This is a genomic window from Lactobacillus sp. VURO6/B1 (VP7) (assembly GCF_058139575.1).
The window spans coordinates 1-20,340 of record NZ_JBVOWJ010000010.1; the positions used below are offsets into that span (position 1 = coordinate 1).

Genomic DNA, 20,340 nt, shown 5'->3' on the forward strand with positions numbered 1-20,340 from the left:
CACCCCGATTGAATATCGGAATACGGCCTTAGCAAACATGAATTAATGTTAACGTCCAATTCTAGGGGTTAACTTCATGCTGCAGGCTTTTTTTTACTGTTTTTATTACTAGTCGTCTATTTGATTAATTGCTTTTAGATAAGTAGTTTGAGAAATGTAGTTAATTTTTCTGACGTACTGCCCCTTGTGGTCGATCTTAATATATTGTCTACTTGGATCAAAGCCACCCACTCTTTCAATTTTATATGGTAATTTTTTACCAGTATCAGGATTGTAGGCTTGAACGTTTAGATAATTTTGCGTATTTTTTTTGACTTTAGCATAACTAATTACTTCCGGAATAGCAGGATCAACTCTATCAATCCAAGAATTGTGATCTAATGGAATTTGGTTAGTTATAATCAGAAAAAAGACATAAACTGGAACCAAAAGTTTTTCGAACATGGTATCTCCTTCTATCTAACTTTTAGGAATGAACTTTCTTTTGAAATTCTTTTTTGGAAATATATTTAATTTCTTTCACATACTGGCCTTTATGGACAATCTTAATATATTGCCTGCTAGGATCATAGCCTCCTACTTTTTTTATTTTGTACGGGAGCTTTCTGCCGGTTTTAGAATCATAAGCTTGAACATTAAAATATTTTTGCGTATTTTTTGGCACCTGCGCATAACTATATGTTTCAGGAATCGCAACGTTGAAATAATCTATAATCTCATTGTGAACAAAAAAGGGTAAACAAAATAGAGCTGTGAGTGTTAATAGTGAAGTCACAATAAATTTTTTAACTGACATGAATTCCACCTCCTAGATTAAAAGCGAATAAATTCGATTTTTTAAAATGATATATTTAAATTTAGGTGTACTAATACACTACTATACCTATTTTACACTTTTCTATAATTATTTTAAATACAAAATTAAAACAAACTTGCAAATGATAATTTCTAATTTGCTAGCAAAAGTCTTATTTTTATGCTAATTTAAATTAAGTATTTATAACTAAGGAAGTAAAATTATGGCTGAAAAAATTACTGGCTTAAGTCAAGCCGAAGCAGATAAACTTCTGCAGAAAAATGGATTAAACGAGGTTCCTGAGCCTCAGTTCAATTTTTTTAAAGAATTTTTATCCAAGTTATGGAATTTATCAGCATGGATTCTCGAAGCTGCCCTACTTTTGGAGTGTGTGCTAGGAAAATGGATTCAATCATTATTTGTGCTATTGATGTTACTTTTTGCTGCTTGGAATGGAGCTTCTAAGAAAAAGCAATCAAGGCGAGTGCTGAATAATATTTCACATAAATTAACTCCTACTATTTCTGTTCAAAGAGATGGGCAGTGGCAGAATATTGATTCAAAATATTTAGTATCTGGTGACTTAATCAGTATGCAAGCTGGTGATGTTTTGGCTGCTGATGTAAAGCTGATCGATGGACAAATTTCTACTGATGAAAGTTCAATTACAGGTGAAGCAAGAACGGTGCGGAAAAATCCCCAAGATACAGCCTTTGCCGGTACTACTGTAACAGAAGGCAATGGTTTAGCAGTCGTTACTGCCACAGGTGCTGACTCTCGTTCCGGTAAGACAATTAACCTAATTAATAATTCTGCAGCTCCTGGCCACTTGCAACAACTGCTAACTAAAATCATTTACTATTTATGCATTCTTGATGGAATTCTAACTTTAGTAATTGTCATTGCTTCTTTCTTTAAGGGTGGTGACCTAAATAATCTGATTAACATGCTGCCATTTTTAGCAATGATGTTTATTGCTTCAATACCAGTTGCAATGCCCTCTACATTTGCTCTTTCTAACTCCTTTGAAGCAACCCGTTTAAGTAAAGAAGGAGTATTAACTTCTGATTTAACTGGTATTCAAGATGCAGCAAACCTTAATTTGATTTTGCTCGATAAAACGGGAACAATTACGGAAAATAAAACAGCAGTTGGTCAGTGGACTAATTTCAGTTCAATGAATAATAATGATGTTTTAAAACTAGCATCAGCTGCTACAGATCAGAGAAACAAAAAACTTATTGATACTGCAATTGATGAATATGTTAAAAAACAGGGATTAAGCATTAAGTCTGCATCAGATTTTACGCCCTTCACTTCAAGTACTGGTTATTCTATGGCAACCTGTGATGGCCATAATATTAAACTTGGTTCCTTTAAACAACTTTCGTTAATTGATCAAGATGCTAACGAAAAGGCAAAAGAAATAGATTTCAGCGCCGGACGTTCGGTAGCTTTGTTAATTGATGACGAGTTGGCTGGAGTTTTCATTTTGCAAGATATGGTAAGAACTGATTCTAAAGCGGCTCTCGGTGAACTCAGAAAGCGGGGAGTAAAGCCGATTATGCTGACTGGAGATAATCAGAAAACTGCTATTGCAGTCGCTAAGCAGGTTGACTTGCAAGGCGAGGTTATTTCTATTCGTGATTTCACTGACCAAACAGATACTAGTAAATTGGCTGGTATTGCAGATGTTTTACCAGAAGATAAATTGCGCATGGTCAAATTTTTCCAGAAAAAAGGATATATAGTAGGTATGACAGGTGATGGCGTCAATGATTCTCCTGCTCTAAAGCAAGCTGAAGTTGGCATAGCAGTGTCTAACGCTGCCGACGTAGCCAAACGATCTGGTAAAATGGTACTTTTGAATGACGGTTTGTCTTCAATAGTAAAAATACTTGATGCTGGACACAGAGTATACCAAAGAATGACTACCTGGTCCTTAACAAAGTTAGCCAGAACTGCACAATTAACAATGCTTTTAACATTTGGCTACCTTTTCTTTAACTATATTCCAATGGCGCTAAACGCTATGGTTATTTACACGATTATGAATAATATGGTGACAATGATGATTGGTACTGATAGAACCCATATCACCTATAAACCAGAAAACTGGAATATGGCTAAATTAGCCAAAATTGCTTTTTCATTAGCTTTTGGCTGGACAGCTATTGGTATTGCTGGTATTGCCTATCTTAACACGCACGGCTGGGGACATGGCACTATCTCAACGATGGTTTATGTTTACCTGGTTTTGAGTGCTATGTTTATAGTTTTAATTACCAGAACAAAGAAATACTTTTGGCAAGACTATCCTTCTAAAGCAGTTGGGTTAACACAACTAGGCGATGTCATTCTGACCGTGATCCTGGCATTGTTTGGTATAGCTATGACAAAAATAAACTGGATGAACCTATTACTTACTTTTGCTATTGCTCTGATTGCGGCAGTTGTTATTGATCTATTTTATCAACCAATAATGAAGAATCGCTAATTCTAAATTTAAATAAAGAAAAACCTGATTGCAGAAATTTTCCGCAATCAGGTTTTTTAAGGTTTACCGATGAGTTCCTGACTTTTCCATCACACCGGTAAAAAGGTTTTGTATATGCTATTTGGTATAATAATTTAGAATAGGAAAAAATAGTTAAATTAATCAGGAAAGTTAATTTTTTAATAAGAGGCGAGCCAATAACAAAGATAGATAATTATTTTGCTAATCGACCCTTGAATCCCCCCTTTCACTGGTTGTACGTTTATAACAAATGCTTTAAATTACATTCGTTATGTTTATATTAATACATAAAATAACCAAAGTAAACAATTTAGTCTAATTTTTTACTTTTAAAGCGCTATTTTGAGTATATTTAAATAACAATTAATCTTTTTTTACTTTTTTAATTCATACACATATGATGTTTCATTAGGACGATAAACACCATGTAACAGGCCAACTTTTGTAAAACCCATTTTTGCAATCAAATGCTGCATTGCTTTATTGTCTTCGTGAGTATCAATTCGAATTGAATCAATATCATCACGATTAACTTTGATATCATTAATTACAGCTTGTAATAGTTTAGTAGCATAACCTTTACCAGAATGTTGAGAATGAATTGCTACACGATGAATAACAACATATTTATCTGTATTGCTTAACCACTTACCATCCAAGTGATCGTATACATGGTCAGGTCCATCTACTATAGCAATTGCACCAACAGTTTCTTTATCCTCAGAAACGGCTAAAAAGGCCCAGCCGTTTTCAATATCTTCTTTAATTTGACCCTTTGAGGGGTAGTCTCCTTGCCATTGATTGACACCATGTTCAGCTAATTGATTAGCTCCATCTTTTAAAATAGCGATAATTTGGTCAAAATCGGCCATTGTTGCTTTTCTTAATTGCAAATTACTCTATTCTCCTTTTTTGAAATACTGTATCATTATATATACCTGACTTGAGCTTGTAAAAAATTTGGACTCAAAATTCAAAGTTTTTTTCATATTTCAGAAAGCGCTTTTATTGCTCTAAATCATTAAAATTTGCTAAGCCTGAACCATGTCCCTTTTATAGCCGGCAAATCTTTTAGATAAAAAATACCCTTTAATAGCTGATTCCGAAATTCAACTATTAAAGAGCATTTTGTGTATATTTATTTTTGAAAACTTGATCCTTAAGATCCAATCAATAAAAATTAAGCACCATGATATTTAACTAGAGAATAGACGTCAAGTCCTGGTAATTTGTCTTTTCCCTTTAGATCTGGTAGTTCAATATAAAAACAAGAACCTACTAACTCCCCACCTAGGTTTTCAATTATTTGCTTGCACGCTCTTAAAGTTCCTGCCGTAGCAAGTAAATCATCACAAACTACAACACGCTGGCCAGGTTTAATAGCATCTTTATGAATTTCCAAACTATTTGAACCATATTCCAGGTCATATGAAGCGCGCTCAACCTCCCGCGGCAATTTATGTGGCTTTCTAGCTGGCACAAAACCAATACCTAATTCCGTTGCCACAGGACAACCAACAATAAACCCACGAGCTTCCGGACCGACAATTATATCGGCATTTTTACTTTTAACGTATTCAGCTAACTTGTGTGTTGCTGCCTGAAACAATTTGCCATCCTGTAGCACAGGAGTGATATCCCGAAAGATTATACCTTTGTTCGGAAAATCCTTGACACTTGCAATATGTTTCTCAAAATCGTTTGCCATAAGAAGAAAAACCTCCAAAAACTTAACTTTCTTGCTAAAGCTTATTCGACCTTTATATTCTAACAAATTTCGGACTTAAAAGCATTAAAAGTAAGAAAAATTAATGTTGCTTTAATTGCCCATTCACGTACATTAGTAATTTTTGACTGGACATTTGTCGCAATTTATTTATAAAAGAAATCTGTGACTTTGTAGCCTGATAATATTTCGAATTTGTCAGTTTATTTTTAACAGGATTAGTGACGCCAAATATTTTATTATCTTCTAATTGAATAAAATTCAATTCAAAGAATACACGTAAAATAAAGAGAATGTTATCGTAACTTAATTTTATAAATTTACCCACCTTGCGGTAATCTTGCAGTGTCAGACCTTGGTGAGAATAAATATATTTTAACAAGATTTCAAAATCAGATTTTAACGGTAAATGTTGTACGGGCAATTGATCCATCAGAAAGTGCAAGTAAAGCTGCTCATAATTATTATTCAATGCAAAATCTAGCTCTTTTTGATTACGAGGGACATCAAGCAAGACGGCTACTTCACCTTCATTGTCATAATCATTTATCAAGGTAATTTTTGCAGGATCAATATCAAATAGACTAGAAGCAGCGATCTTATTTCTTTTATCAAATAACAAATATCTGTCTGCAAAACCCATCACATATTTTTCATTGCGCAAATCAACAACTGGTTCAGGAACTGCTAATTTTGGTGCAGCAAAAATGATCCCCTTTATAATGCCTTGCAATTTTATTTGTTTACGAAAACAATTTTCCTGTAGCTCTATGAATAGCTGATCTACATAAGGCAAAAGAATTTTTGTAAGAAACTTCTTGTTAAATCCTACAACATCAACCTTATTATGGTCTTTACTAATTGTTAATTTGATATGATTTTTATCTTTACCCATGTAAAAACAGCTGTTAATTTTCGGATGAGTAATGCTAAAAATGGGTTTGACATTATCAGTTCCAAAAGGACCAACCTGTTTGATATCAGCTATAATTTGCAAATCCAGATGAGAAAAAGGTAGTTCGCAATCATAATAACGAATGTTTTGATTAAAAGTACCTGTAAAGCTATCTTTAAATGATTTGCGTAAAGAGGAAATTTTGCTTTCGGTCATAGACAAGCCACACGCAAAATCGTGACCTCCGAATTTAAGAAAAAGCCTATCCTTTAAAGGTTCTAAGGCGTTAAAAAGATTAAAACCATCTACAGATCTTCCCGAACCTTTGATAATTCCCTCTTCATTCTTTGTCAGGACTATGGTTGGCTTATGAGTTTTCTCAACTAATTTATTTGCAACTAATCCCAAAACCCCTTCATTGAATTTAGGATCATATAAAACTAAAGTCTTATCTCTTTGCCAACCATTATCTTTAATCTGATTAATACAAGATTGATAAACTTCAGCTGTTAAATTTTTACGTTTATCGTTTAGACTTTCAATCTTGTCCGCTATTTTTTCGGCTTCTTCGTCAGTCTCACATAAAAGTAGGTCAACGGCTAAACTCGCATTATCCAGTCTACCAACGGCATTTAATCTTGGTGCAATGTTAAAGCCAACATCGGTTTCATCAATATGCCCCATTTGTAAACCTGCATTTTTTATGAGAGCCCTTAAGCCTGGCCGCTGAGTCTCGTTAAGCATTTTTAAGCCGCGTTTAACGATAATATGACCTTCTCCAGAAACCTTAACCATATCTCCAATTGTGCCAATCATTGCCAGTTCCAATAATTCTGGCATAGAATCTTGCATTAAAGCTCGGCAAATAGTATAGGCTACTCCAGCACCGCAATAGTCATCAAACGGATATCCTTGGCCAGGGTAGTTACAATGAATCAAGGCATAGCTTTCAGGAATTTTATCTTGAAATTTATGATGATCGGTAATTATTGTATCTACGCTTTTTCTTTTGGCAAAAGCAACCTCGTCAACCCCAGTAATACCGTTATCTACAGTAATAATCAGTTTAGTCCCATCTGCTACAATTTTTTTGTAGGCTTCAAGATTTGGTCCATAGCCATCTTTAAAACGATCGGGAATGAAAAAATGAACATCGGCACCTAAAATGCCCAGTGTTTCCACCATAATAGTAGTGGCAGTAATGCCATCAGCATCGTAATCACCATATATGGTAATTTTTTCGCCCGCATCAATTGCCTGGTTAATCCTGTCAACAGCTTTTTTCATATCGTGCATTAAGTAAGGGTCTGCCAAGTCATCTTCAGTGGCATTAAACCAAAATTCAATTTTTTCCGCAGTATTTATTCCACGCAAAGAAAGCAGCTTAGCCGTAATCGGGCTAAGCTGATACTTCTCAATTAACTCGGGTGCTAGTTCTTCACCTTTACGCTCACGCCATTCAATCATTAATTTAATTCAGCCTTTTTGTAATTATTTCTTATCTCGAGTTCAAGTCGTCATCATTCATTTTTAAAACAGCCATAAATGCATCTTGAGGAATTTCAACATGACCTACTGCTTTCATGCGTTTTTTACCTCTCTTTTGCTTTTCAAGCAGTTTAGCCCTTCTATCCGGATCTCCCGTATGGATTTTCCAAGTAACATCCTTGCGGTAAGGCTTAACAGTGGCACGAGAGATAATTTTTGCTCCAATAGCGCCTTGAATATCAACTTCAAAGTTCTGCCGGGGAATAAGTTTCTTGAGCATTGATGTCATTTGTCTTGCTCTATTTTGAGCTTCATCCCGATGAGCAATAAAACTAAGAGCATCAACAACTTGTTTATTCAACAGAATATCAATTTTAACTAAATCAGTTGCCCGATAACCCGTAATTTCATAATCAAGTGAGGCATAACCTTTAGTGGAAGATTTTAAATCATCAAAAAAATCATAAATGATTTCGGCCAAAGGCATATTGTAAATTACGTTAACCCGATATTTGTCTAAATAGTCCATAGTCACAAACTCACCCCGTTTGCGCTGACAAAGTTCCATTACTGGACCGACAAAATCATTCGGAACCATCACTTCCGCTTTAACAAAAGGTTCCTGTACCTCCTTATATTCACCAGCTGAGGGCAAATCAGAGGGATTATCAATTACCTTTGTTGTACCATCATTCATAATGGCATGATAATCAACAGAAGGAGCGGTCATAATTAAGTCCAAATCAAATTCCTGCTCTAGTCTTTCTTGTACAACATCCATATGAAGTAAACCTAAAAAACCACAACGAAAACCGAAGCCAAGAGCAGTCGAGGTTTCAGGTTCAAACTCCAGAGCAGCATCATTTAGCTGCAATTTTTGCAAAGCTTCTTTAAGATCATCGTATTTAGAATTATCAACGGGATACATACCTGAATAAACCATTGGTGGTATCTGACGATAACCGGGAAGTGGCTCAGCAGTTGGATGCGCAACCGAAGTAATGGTATCACCGACACGAGTTTCACGAACGGACTTAATGTTGGCAGTTAAGTAACCAACATCCCCAGCAATCAGAATATCTTTTTTAACTGGATGTGGACTGGAAACCCCAACTTCAGTAACTTCATATTCCTTACTCGTATTCATAATTTTTATTTTATCGCCGGGTTTAACTGTACCTTCTTCAATGCGCACAGATAAAACAACACCGCGATAGTCATCATATTTTGAATCAAAAATCAACGCTTTTAACGGTGCTTGGAGATCTCCATTAGGAGCTGGGATATCTTTAACTATGCGTTCAAGCAACTCCTTAATTCCTTGCCCAGTTTTACCGGAAACTTCAATAGCGTCGGAAGCATCTAATCCCAACATTTCTGTGATTTCCTCTTTAGCCTGCTCCGGATTAGCTGAAGGCAGATCAATTTTATTTATAACAGGCAAAATTTCCAAGTCATCATCAATTGCTAAGTATGTATTTGCCAAAGTTTGGGCTTGCACACCTTGCGAAGCATCTACAACTAACAGTGCACCTTCACAAGCCGCTAAGGAACGGGAAACCTCATAAGAAAAATCCACGTGTCCTGGGGTATCAATTAGATGAAAAATGTAGTCTTCGCCATCTTGTGCATGATATTTGATTTCGACCGAGTTCATCTTAATGGTAATGCCACGCTGACGTTCAAGTGGCATGTCATCTAGCATCTGATTTTTCAATTGGCGTTCAGATACCGTATCAGTCAACTCTAAAATGCGGTCCGCAATGGTTGATTTTCCATGATCAATATGAGCTACGATGGAAAAATTGCGAATATGTTTTTGGTAATCTTGTAATTTTGTTATGTCCATAAATAATTTGCACCCTTTACTCTATCTTTACTATTATAACAAAGTAACTGAAACAGTTAAAAGCAATTAAGTAAAAAGTAAAGCAGGTCCAAACTATTGATTAATTGGATTTGTTTTTCTATTTGATAAAAAATTTGGGGATTTTTGTACTAATTTTATTTGTAAATTATATTTAAGACCTATCTCCTTTGTTTAAATAAATCGTTTTGTCAAACTTATTTTGAATCTTCTGATTCAAATTGTGCGCTATCATAAATACCGTAACTGGACTATTAAGAATATTGTTAATTATTACCGCACTATTTTCTTCATCTATTGCCGAAGTACCTTCGTCAATTAACAAAAATTGATTTTCGTGAATCTCTGACCGAGCTAAAACTATTTTTTGCCTTTGTCCCCCAGACACATTCAAATTATTTAAGTTAATAATTGTCTCTTCTTTTGCAGCAAATTTATTAAGGTCCTGATTAAAACAGGTATTTTTAATTACTCGTTTTAGATTTTCTTCTAGATCTTTATTAAACATTGTTATATTGTCCTTGATACTAACGGGAAACAAAACAGGTAATTGAGGAATGTAGCCTAACCTTAAGTTTTGCGGATTAAGTTTGTTTTTATTCTGATCAAAAAAATCAACTACACCAGTTGTAGGTTTCAATTCACCTAAAAGCAATTTAAAAAGAGTAGTCTTACCACTACCAGAATCACCAATTAATAAAACTTTTTCGTGTGGTTTAATAGTGATATCTGGAAAAGTTAGTTTTTGACCGTTAGAAAAAATATAGCTTAAGTTGTGGGTCTGCAAACTTATAGGCTCTATACCGTCTGTTACATCAGTCACTGGAACACGATCTTTGGCAATTTTCTGATTTAATTGACCAGCAGAAGAAATTTGTCCAACTTCATTTGTAAGACTCTGTAATGCTTCTAATAAATTTGCACTAAAATTTTCAACGGTAACGATCACGCCAAAAGGAATAATTTTCTGTGTAATTAACAGAGCAGTGCCAATCAATAGAAAGAAATTTAACAAAACTGAACTTGCTTTATTCAAAACTGATAAGAATTGTATAGTCTTTGTGCGGTTAATATTTGCTTTTTCCAGTTTTTTCGAGGCTTTTGCCATTACAATTGAAAGTTTTTTTCCAGCCATAAAATTTTGCAAGTCAGTTAATCCATCCAACCAATTTTCTGCAGTTTTTAAATATGACGCGTTAGCTGAAGATAAATTTCGAACAGCTTTTCGCAAGGGTTTTCGTAAAAGGCGCGGGAGCAACAAATTTAAGCTGCCTAAAAATAATACTATTATTAACAAGCTCCAATGAAATGACCAGAGGGCTAAGATAACAAAAAGAATTTGCGCGGCATAATAGGGAATATCGGTATAAATGCTCAAAGAAGAGGATTTAATTAAGTTAAGATCATTTGTGAGTATGTTTTGTACTTTATTTGGACTGTGGTGAGCGTAATCATTAAAAAAATGGGCAATAATTTCTGCTCTTACTTGATGATTATATTGTTGAATTTGTTTTTCAATTAAATACTGACACAAATTCATGCCTAAATAACTAGCAAAATATAAAAGTAACACGATTAGGCAAAACAAAAGAAACTCATTTATCATTCTTTTGCGAATGAAAGAAAAGATATACGTACTGATATAACTTGTACCAATAACTAAGCCGGAAGTAGTAAATTCTAGTAGTAAAATGACTATCATTCTAACTTTATTAGTTGAATACAATCCTTTAAACGTCATAATTAGCTTCACCTCGATTAGGGTCAATATTTATCACTCTATCAAACAATTTTTTAGTATCTTTAGTAAGATTATGAGCAATAACTATAATAGTTTGACCACTATTCAAAAGATTACTAATTATTTTGTTTGTTGCATTCTCATCAATGGCACTAGTAGACTCATCGGCTAAAATTACGGGCTTGTTTTGGATCTCGTTACGTGCTAAAACAATCTTTTGTCTTTGACCACCAGAAAGATTATCTTTGTCAACATCAACCAGCGTTTCTAGGCCAGACGGAAAGCCAGCCAAATCTGACTCCAGTTGAACTGATTTTACATATCTTTCAACAGCTTTATCTAATTTACTATTGAACATGGTAATATTATCTTTGATAGATGCTGGAAATAGAAAATTGTCTTGCGCCAGATAACTTATTTGACTGCGGTCAACTTTAACCTTGTTCCCTTTCTTATCACAAAAATATATTTGTCCACTGGTAGGTTTTAATTCCGCCAAAAGCAGTTTGAATAAAGTTGATTTACCAGAACCACTTCTACCCTGCAATAGAATCTTCTCGCCCTTCTTGATAGTCATGTCAGGATAGGAAATTTCTCTATTATTTGGATATTTATACTTTAAACTTCTAGTTTTTATTACAGAAAAATTTGCTTCATTTGAATATGTGCTTGGAATTTCTCTTTGCAGTTCATTTAGTTGTTGATTTATATTCTTGGTTGACTGCATTCTTGTTAATGCGGTAGTGATAGTCAAAGCTGAATTAAAGATACTAGATGCAAAAGTTCCTGTAGCAATAATAGTACCGAAAGAAACAATTTTAGCGAAAAATAAAATTGTTGCTAGAAATGTCACAGCTACTTGAGAAAAAGAATTTGCACACCCATTAATAAATTGAGCCAGTCCCATGACTTTTTGCCTGTCAACATAAGATTGCTCCAAATCTGTCCCCTTTTTTGTCAAATAATGACTAAAGGCATCAAATGCTAGGTACCTTCTTAATTCTGCCAGACCGTTAAACCACTGAAAAATGGTATTTAAATATTTTTTATTTTGTTCAGAAATTTTTTTGGTTGCTTTCGTTAGAGCTTTATGCGTTAGTTTTGGCACTAATAAAGTGATAATGACCAAAGTAACTACTAAAACAGCTATCGACCAATGAAACATGACTAAAGCAATTGTCGAAGTAATCATTACAAAAAGGGAACTAAGTATACGCAAAACTTGATTACCATATTGGTCAGTTAATAGCTGCAAATTATTATTTAAATTATTTACCATTGCTGCTGTAGAAACAGATTTACTGCGGTAATAATGCTTAACGAGATTATCTCTGATCAAGCCAATATATTGTTGCAGCTGTCTACTATAAAGCCACGTTGCCACAGAATTAATTATAAAGGCAACTAATCCTGTAATTAGACTAACCAAAATAAAGTACAAAAATTGAAAGAAATGACTTTTACTCAGGCTATTATAAGCGAACTTAATAACGTATGAGCTGAAGGCAGAACCACAGCCATAAATTAACACTAAAAATACGATCAAAATTGAATTTAAAACATTTGCTTTTATTAAGTTACTTAATTTCATTTTTATTGCCCATATTATTAACAAATTATTAAATATTTATTACATTATAGCGCGTAAAAATTTAAAATCAATTAAATCAGAAAAAACTATTTCTAGACCAAGAAAAAAAGGCATTGAGCTATACTGTGATGTGACCCCCAAATTTGTCCTAAATTTGGGAGTCATATCACTGCTCAGTGTCTTTTCATATACATTTTCTTCTTTGTCTTGGTATTATTTATTCTTTATAACTAGACTTTGGTAATTGATGACACTAAATATTCAATTAGTCCCACAAAAAATCATTTTTCCGAAATTAAAGGACTAATCCCACCAAATTTGAAGAATTAGTCCTTTAGTTAAACTTTCAATTAATACTAATAATATCTTATAATGCCATTTTTATCTGGCTTGCCACTCTCTTTAAAAAGCCTCATATAATCTTTGAATTCTTTTTTGGCCCAACAAGGTGCGTCAGGTTTAATAGTCAAGTCAGATCCATTTTTACACCAGTATTTATAACCTTTTGGGCAACTCAACATCATAATTCTCCATTTTTGCAGACCAACATTCACAGTAATAATAGCATATTTTTTATTGCAATTTTTCCTTTAATCTTTCAAAAAAGCCTTTTTCCTGAGGGGTAATTGAGCCTCCTCCAGCTTTAACAAATTCAACTAAAGCCTGCTTTTGTTTTTCGTTAATTGATTTTGGTATTTGTACCTGAACAGTAGTAATTTGATCGCCATTACCACTGCCACGCAAATATGGAACACCTTCGCCCCGCAAAGTAAATTCTTTATTAGGCTGTGTACCAGCAGGAATTTTTAATTTCTTTTCTCCATGCACGGTTTTAACATTAATTTCATCGCCTAAAGTTGCCTGGGCAAACGAGATTGGAACAGTAGTATAAATAGTAGTACCTTTGCGTTCGAAATCTTTTGATGGCTTAATACGATAACTGATATAAAGGTCTCCATAAGGACCACCATTTTTACCTGCTTCGCCCTGACCTTCATAACGTAATTGCTGTCCATTATCTATTCCGGCTGGAATATTAACTTCAATAGTGTTTTTGCCATCAATTACGCCTTTGCCGTGACAAGTTTGGCAAGGATGCTCGATAATTACGCCTTTGCCATGACATTTATCACAAACTGTCTGCCGACGAATAACTCCCAACATAGATTTTTGGGTTATTGTCATGTAACCAGTACCATTACATTTATCACAGGTTATCGGATGCGTTCCTTTTTCAGCACCATTACCTTTACATGTAGGACATGTTTCACTCCGAGTGTATGAAACCTGAGTCTTCTTGCCCGTGATTGCATCCATAAAATCAATTGACAAAGTATAGTCTAGATCTTCACCACGAGTTGGTGCTGTTGGGTTGGCGCGACGCTGATTTGCTCCTGTTGCACCACCGAAGAAATCATTAAAAATATCACCAAAATCACCAAAGCCGCCAAAATCACTATATCCTTGACCTGCACCGCCAAAGCCTCCCTGACCATTGACTCCGGCCGAACCAAATTGGTCATATTGTGCTCGTTTTTGCTGGTCATGTAAAACTTCATAGGCTTCATTAACCTTCTTATACTTTTCTTCAGCACCCGGTTCATGGTTTAAATCAGGGTGGTATTTTTTGGCAAGTTTACGATAAGCAGAGGTAATTTCCTTATCACTGGCATTGCGATCAACACCCAGAACGCTATAGTAATCTTCTTGTGCCATCTATAAGCTCCTTAACTTTACAAAAGAAAAGAACTACTTTTTGGCAGTTCTTTTCTAATTTATTCAATTATAAACCCTTTACTTATCTGGGTCTACCTTATGAAACTCGCCTTCACCTGCGGAACCACTACCTGAATTGCCATCTTGGGAACCAGGATTTTGTGGTCCTGCTTGAGGTCCAGCCTGTCCTTGTGCACCTTGAGCCCCACCATTAGCTTGGTACAATTTGACTGCTAAGTCTTGGGCAACTTTAGACAATTCATCCTTCTTGGACTTCATCTCATCCAAGTTGTTGTCCTTTTGAGCCTTCTTCAAAGCATCAAGTGCATCTTGAACTTTCTTAGTATCATCATCTGATACCTTGCCTTTGACATCCTTCAAAGTCTTTTCAGTTGAGAAGATTAATTGATCGACTTCATTACGAAGATCAACTTCTTCTTTCTTCTTCTTATCCTCTTCAGCATGTTCTTCAGCTTCTTTTTGCATCTTCTTGATTTCTTCGTCAGATAAACCGGATGAACTCTTGATGGTAATCTTTTGTTCTTTACCGGTTCCCATATCTTTAGCAGAAACATTAACGATGCCGTTTTTGTCAATATCGAATGTAACTTGAATTTGAGGAACACCACGTGGAGCGGCAGGAATGTCTGTTAGTTCAAAACGACCTAATGTTTTATCGTCAGCAGCCATTGGGCGCTCACCTTGCAAAACGTGAACATCAACAGCCGGTTGATTGTCAGCAGCAGTAGAGAAAATTTGACTCTTTGAAGTTGGAATTGTCGTATTCTTTTCAATTAACTTAGTAAATACGCCACCCATGGTCTCAATACCTAAGGAAAGAGGAGTGACATCAAGTAAAACTACGTCCTTAACATCACCAGAAATAACTCCACCTTGAATTGCCGCACCTAAAGCAACAGCTTCATCTGGGTTAATTGAGTGATCAGGCTCTTTACCAGCCCACTTCTTAACTGCATCCTGAACAGCAGGAATACGAGTTGACCCACCATTTAAAATAACTTTATCAATGTCATTAACTGTTAATTCAGCATCTTTCAATGCATTGTCAAATGGAATCTTTGTCTTATCAACTAAATCAGCAGTTAATTCGTCAAATTTCGCTCTAGTTAAATCAGCTTCCAAATGTAATGGTCCAGATTCACCAGCAGAAATAAATGGTAATGAGATATGAGTTGAAGATACGCCAGACAAATCTTTCTTAGCTTTTTCAGCGGCATCCTTTAGCCTTTGTAAAGCCATTTTATCTTTAGAAAGGTCGACTCCATTTTCATCTTTAAAATTCTTGATCAGCCAATCAATAATTTTATTATCGAAGTCATCGCCACCAAGGTGAGTATCACCGTTAGTTGAAAGTACCTGGAAGACTCCGTCACCTAATTGCAAAACAGAAACATCAAAGGTACCACCACCAAGGTCATAAACCAGAACTTTTTCATCTTCAGCATCTTTATCAAGGCCATAAGCAAGTGAAGATGCAGTAGGCTCGTTAATTATTCTCTTAACATCAAGGCCAGCAATTTTACCAGCATCCTTAGTAGCTTGACGCTGAGCATCATTAAAGTATGCAGGAACGGTAATGACTGCTTCGGTAACCTTCTCACCAAGATAATCTTCAGAGAATTTCTTGATATATTGCAAAATCATAGCGGAAATTTCTTGAGGTGTGTATGCTTTATCACCAATCTTGACCTTATAATCAGCTTCACCCATGTGACGCTTAATTGAAGAAATAGTATTAGGATTAGTAATTGCTTGTCTCTTAGCAACTTCTCCGACTTGAATTTCTCCATCTTTGAAAGCGACTACTGATGGAGTAGTACGATTTCCTTCTGGGTTGGTAATAATTTTTGGTTCCTTACCCTCAAGAACAGCAACTGCTGAGTTGGTAGTTCCGAGGTCAATTCCGATAACTTTTGACATTGATATGCTTCCTTTCAATTATTGTGCTACAACAACCATCGCTGGTCTTAAAGTACGATCTTTGTATAAGTATCCTTTTTGCAAAACCCGCACAACATGATCTTTTTGATCATCATTTTCAGCTTCAACTGTTTGAACAGCTTGGTGCAAATTGGGATCAAACTTCACACCTTCAGCAGTGATTTCACTGATTCCGTGATCTTTCATGGCTTTAACCAGAGAATCAAGTGTCATTTGCACTCCCTTTTTAAGCTGCTTTGAAGCTTCATCATCAACCTTTGTTGCCAAAGCTCTTTCTAAATTATCCATCGCTGGTAAAACATCTTTAGCTAAAGATTGTGATTCATATTTAATAAGCTGCGCTCTTTCATTATTATACCGATTTTGCATATTTTGCATTTCTGCTTGACTGCGCAAGTACTTATCTTCCAAGTCGTCTTTATCTTTTTGCAACTGAGTCAAATTGTGTTGCAATTTACTTTCTAAAGACTCAGGTTTCTTTTTTGCGTTAGCCTTAGCTTGAGAATCCTTTTTAACTTCTTTTGATTCAGTTGTTTCTTTTTGCTCTTTTTTTGAATTTTTACTATGAATTTCTTCCTTACTCACGGCTAACCTCCTTTATTTGAATCTACCATAATAATCAAGCAACTTTTTAGACAACTCGTTTCTAAAATATTCAAGTAATCCTATAACTTGAGAATACGGCATATTATCAGGGCCAAGTAAAGCAATTATCCCTTTTCCGTGGGTACCAACACTATACTCTGCCGTAAGCAGACTATAATCCTTTAATAGATCATTGGACAGTTCAGATCCTAGGCTAACCCGAACAGGATAGCGGTCACTTTTAGAATTTTGCTCGCGATCCAAAAGACTGGACATCAAATCATTATGCTCAATCATTTCATATAATGATCGCAAATTAGAAACATCGCTTAAAGAAATGTTATTGAGTAAATTAATCTGACCATCGACATACATTTGCTCGCTGGCAGCATCACTAATCACATCTTCAACTAAGTCTATTAATTCAGAAACATGAGCAGCTTTTAGCTTTTTACCTAGGGCCTTTTTGAGAAAACCTGGTGTAACTTGATCTAGCGTTTTTCCAACTAATTCATCGTTAATCATACGTACGGCCCGTTCAATGTCATCACCATGAATATTGTTTGGTAAGTTATAAACTTGGTCATGAACATCACCATCACTAGTACCTAGAATGGCCATAATTTGTCTGCTAAACAAAGGCACAATACGAAAGCCAGTAATAGTTAAATCACTATTCTCAGGCCCTTCCGCGAATGCAGTGTAATTTGTTAAGTCAGACAAAATTTTAACCGCTTCCTGTACGATGTCATTTACTTGATGGAACGGCTGATCAAGCTGATTAATGATTTTCTTGTAAACAGAAGATGAAATTTGCAACGGCTCAACTAAATTGTCAAGATAGTAACGGTAGCCCTCTGTTGAAGGTACTCGACCACTTGACAAATGAGTTTTTTCAATCAAACCCTTATCTTCTAAAATCGCCATTTCATTACGAATAGTTGCACTCGAAACTTTGATAGGCAATTGATTCATCACTGTTTTAGAGCCAACAGGATCATGTGTCTGCGTAAAATCATTGATAATAGTTTTTAAAATTAATTCTTGACGTTCGGTCAACATAAATATCGCCCTCACTTTTAGCACTCAATCCTATCAGGTGCTAACAATTAATATGATACTAGCTTTTAGCAGAATGTCAAGTTGAGTGCTAACTTTTTTACCAAAAACTCTCGTCTCTTTAAAAGCAATCAATCTAATCAATATTTGCAAAATAAGTCTTAATTTCTGACTCGTCAGCGCTCATTTGTTTTTTTAGATCCTTCAAGTTATTAAATTTAATTTCGCCACGAGTATACTTATACCATTTAATTATTATTTCTTCATCATAGGCTTCTTGATCAAATCCAAATAAATTCGATTCAATATATAGCTTTTTACCTTCATTAATCGTGACATTGTAGCCCACACTTGTCATAGACTCATACCACTTACCTTTAATCTTGGTTTTAGTAGCATATACTCCAATTTTAGGAACAACCTTGTCCTTAGGCCAAACTAGATTTGCAGTAGGAAAACCAAGCTTATGGCCATTACGTAAACCGTGACCCACATAACCGGACATAACATACGGAAAACCTAATAACTTTGCGGCCAATTCCATATCTCCATTGGTGATGGCCCTTTTGATTTCGGTAGAGCCTATTTTTTGGCCATCACACGACTGTTTTGGAACATCAATAATAGCAAATCTTCCCTTAGCAAATTTGGGGAAGTTTTTCATATTGGCAATCTGTTTGGGACCATAAGTATAGTCAAAGCCAGCTACCACTGTATCCGCATGTAGTCTAACAATAATCTTATCTACAAATTCTTGTGCAGTCAGTTTACTAAATGCTTCATTGAAATGCATCACCAGCAAAAAATCAACTTTTAGTTCCTGCATTTTATAAGCTTTTTCAGCTAAAGTATCAATATAGCTAACTTCTTTATTCTGATAAATTTCTTTAGGATGCCGATCAAATGTCATTACTACTAATGGTAAATGCTTTTGAATTGATTTTTCCTTAGCGATTTTGATTAATTCCTGATGACCACGATGAACACCATCGAAGAACCCTAAAGCAAGAATTATTTTATTAGAAATAATATTTTCCTTAAACGGGTAAGTTAAATGGATAACTTCCATAATAAGACCTTCATTCACTTATTCATTTTGTAAAAGCATTAAATAAGGGCGATACATGGTACCATCTTTTTGATAAATTGCCTTAACTCTATTATTGTATCGTAATGCCACTTTTTTTGCATTCGTTTTCAGAGAAATCGTGGCACCATTTTTAACTTTGCCCCACAGATTTGTATCAATGTCTTCATGGGCATAGTTAGAAAAAAAAGAGTCAATTGGTTGAAGCATTTCATTTACCATATTTGGATTTTCTGTAATTTCAGTCAAACTAACAGCTTGATCTATATCAAAACCTGAACTAGAAGTACGGCGCAAATTTTTCATTACTGCTGGCACACCAAGCTTTGTTCCCAAATCATTTACTAAAGAACGAACATAGGTCCCTTTGCTGCATTCAATTTCAAAATCAAAAAGCTCTTGACCATTTACTTTATCAAAAACAGGTTCATTTACAAGATCATAGGAAAAAATTTCAACCTGTCTTTTAGGCCTTTCTACTTTAATACCTGCTCTTGCATATTCATATAAGTGCTTACCCTTCACTCTGACGGCCGAATAAATAGGTGGTACCTGTTCTATATTGCCCACAAACTCTTGCATAGCTTTTTGAACTTGATGCCCTTTAATTTTAGTAGTAATTTTTTTGGATTCTATTTTTGTCCCACTAATATCGTAACTATCAGTGGCAAAGCCAAGAATTCCCTGTCCTACATATTTTTTATTTTCCTTGTGCATCAACTCAATCAATTTTGTTGCCTGACCAATTGCAATTGGTAGGACTCCAGTAACGTCAGGGTCAAGGGTACCTGCATGACCCATTTTTTTAATATGCAGCACTTTGCGTAAATGATAGACAACGTCGGCACTTGTCATGCCCTTATCCTTATCTATCACTAAAATACCATTCAACATTTTATTTAATTAACCTTATCCATGAAAAAAGCGCCTCACAGCGCTTTTCTTAATTATTGCGATTTGCATCCTGCTTTTTTACTTCAGCGATTAACTGATCTATTTTACTACCATATTTAACTGAATTATCTCGTTTAAAGATCAACTCAGGAACTTTATAAACAGTTAGGACCTGTCCTAACAAATGTCTCATCAGTCCCTTAGCTTTATTTAAGCCGGCAGCTGCTTCTTCTTCTTTTTTAGAATCTTCAGAAAGAAGGCTGTAGTAAACAGTAGCATATGATAAGTCATTTGTACATTCAACCGCTGTGACTGTAACATCATTAACTCGTGGATCACGAATATTTTTTCGTAAAATTTTCGTTAATTCACGGAGGATTTCTCCTTCAACACGCCCTATTCTGTGTTTCATGCT

The 20,340-nt window shown here is 35.1% G+C and carries 16 protein-coding genes; 1 reads left to right on the top strand and 15 read right to left on the bottom strand.

Features of this window, described 5'->3' with window-relative positions; all coding sequences use genetic code 11:
• Positions 1 to 108: 108 nt before the first annotated feature.
• Together ACZ2M0_RS06535 and ACZ2M0_RS06540 are read right to left on the bottom strand one after the other, a co-directional pair.
• Positions 109 to 444, bottom strand: coding sequence for a YxeA family protein (locus tag ACZ2M0_RS06535; RefSeq protein ID WP_490058934.1), 336 nt, complete (start codon positions 442 to 444; stop codon positions 109 to 111).
• A gap of 22 nt (positions 445 to 466) precedes the next feature.
• Positions 467 to 796, bottom strand: coding sequence for a YxeA family protein (locus ACZ2M0_RS06540; protein WP_490058935.1), 330 nt, complete (start codon positions 794 to 796; stop codon positions 467 to 469).
• A 223-nt stretch (positions 797 to 1,019) separates the two neighbouring features.
• Between ACZ2M0_RS06540 and ACZ2M0_RS06545 the strand changes: the two genes are divergently transcribed.
• On the top strand, positions 1,020 to 3,293 hold the full coding sequence (locus ACZ2M0_RS06545) for an HAD-IC family P-type ATPase (protein ID WP_490058936.1): 2,274 nt from the start codon (positions 1,020 to 1,022) through the stop codon (positions 3,291 to 3,293).
• A 395-nt stretch (positions 3,294 to 3,688) separates the two neighbouring features.
• Here the strand turns inward: ACZ2M0_RS06545 and ACZ2M0_RS06550 are convergent, their stop codons facing one another.
• The 13 genes from ACZ2M0_RS06550 to ACZ2M0_RS06610 all read right to left on the bottom strand — a co-directional run bounded on the left by ACZ2M0_RS06550 (position 3,689) and on the right by ACZ2M0_RS06610 (position 20,337).
• Positions 3,689 to 4,207, bottom strand: coding sequence for a GNAT family N-acetyltransferase (locus ACZ2M0_RS06550; RefSeq protein ID WP_084600339.1), 519 nt, complete (start codon positions 4,205 to 4,207; stop codon positions 3,689 to 3,691).
• A 287-nt stretch (positions 4,208 to 4,494) separates the two neighbouring features.
• Positions 4,495 to 5,022 carry an adenine phosphoribosyltransferase gene (locus ACZ2M0_RS06555; protein WP_490058937.1) on the bottom strand — a complete coding sequence of 176 codons (528 nt, stop codon included), beginning with the start codon at positions 5,020 to 5,022 and terminating at the stop codon, positions 4,495 to 4,497.
• A 100-nt stretch (positions 5,023 to 5,122) separates the two neighbouring features.
• Positions 5,123 to 7,399, bottom strand: a complete 2,277-nt coding sequence (gene recJ / locus ACZ2M0_RS06560) for a single-stranded-DNA-specific exonuclease RecJ (protein WP_490058965.1) — start codon at positions 7,397 to 7,399, stop codon at positions 5,123 to 5,125.
• Positions 7,400 to 7,433: 34 nt separating this feature from the next.
• The gene (gene lepA / locus ACZ2M0_RS06565) at positions 7,434 to 9,272 is read right to left on the bottom strand and encodes a translation elongation factor 4 (protein ID WP_490058938.1); all 1,839 of its coding nucleotides are present in this window, start codon (positions 9,270 to 9,272) and stop codon (positions 7,434 to 7,436) included.
• A 172-nt stretch (positions 9,273 to 9,444) separates the two neighbouring features.
• Entirely contained in the window at positions 9,445 to 11,031 is a 1,587-nt protein-coding gene (locus ACZ2M0_RS06570; protein ID WP_490058939.1) for an ATP-binding cassette domain-containing protein, read from the bottom strand.
• Positions 11,021 to 12,622: an ATP-binding cassette domain-containing protein gene (locus ACZ2M0_RS06575; protein WP_490058940.1), complete on the bottom strand. Its 1,602-nt coding sequence runs from the start codon at positions 12,620 to 12,622 to the stop codon at positions 11,021 to 11,023. Before ACZ2M0_RS06575 ends, ACZ2M0_RS06570 begins: the two co-directional genes overlap by 11 nt.
• Positions 12,623 to 13,195: 573 nt before the next feature.
• On the bottom strand, positions 13,196 to 14,338 hold the full coding sequence (gene dnaJ / locus ACZ2M0_RS06580) for a molecular chaperone DnaJ (RefSeq protein ID WP_223901646.1): 1,143 nt from the start codon (positions 14,336 to 14,338) through the stop codon (positions 13,196 to 13,198).
• A 78-nt stretch (positions 14,339 to 14,416) separates the two neighbouring features.
• Complete coding sequence (gene dnaK, locus ACZ2M0_RS06585) at positions 14,417 to 16,279, bottom strand: molecular chaperone DnaK (RefSeq protein WP_109586389.1); 1,863 nt, start codon at positions 16,277 to 16,279, stop codon at positions 14,417 to 14,419.
• Between the two features lie 18 nt (positions 16,280 to 16,297).
• Positions 16,298 to 16,885, bottom strand: a complete 588-nt coding sequence (grpE, locus tag ACZ2M0_RS06590) for a nucleotide exchange factor GrpE (RefSeq protein ID WP_223901645.1) — start codon at positions 16,883 to 16,885, stop codon at positions 16,298 to 16,300.
• 12 nt (positions 16,886 to 16,897) lie between these two features.
• Positions 16,898 to 17,947, bottom strand: coding sequence for a heat-inducible transcriptional repressor HrcA (hrcA, locus tag ACZ2M0_RS06595; protein ID WP_223901644.1), 1,050 nt, complete (start codon positions 17,945 to 17,947; stop codon positions 16,898 to 16,900).
• A gap of 133 nt (positions 17,948 to 18,080) precedes the next feature.
• Positions 18,081 to 19,013 carry a riboflavin biosynthesis protein RibF gene (ribF, locus tag ACZ2M0_RS06600; protein ID WP_223901643.1) on the bottom strand — a complete coding sequence of 311 codons (933 nt, stop codon included), beginning with the start codon at positions 19,011 to 19,013 and terminating at the stop codon, positions 18,081 to 18,083.
• Positions 19,014 to 19,031: 18 nt separating this feature from the next.
• The gene (gene truB / locus ACZ2M0_RS06605; RefSeq protein ID WP_490058941.1) at positions 19,032 to 19,925 is read right to left on the bottom strand and encodes a tRNA pseudouridine(55) synthase TruB; all 894 of its coding nucleotides are present in this window, start codon (positions 19,923 to 19,925) and stop codon (positions 19,032 to 19,034) included.
• A gap of 49 nt (positions 19,926 to 19,974) precedes the next feature.
• A complete protein-coding gene (locus ACZ2M0_RS06610; protein WP_490058942.1) occupies positions 19,975 to 20,337 on the bottom strand; it encodes a ribosome-binding factor A in 363 nt (120 codons plus the stop codon).
• Positions 20,338 to 20,340 lie beyond the last annotated feature (3 nt).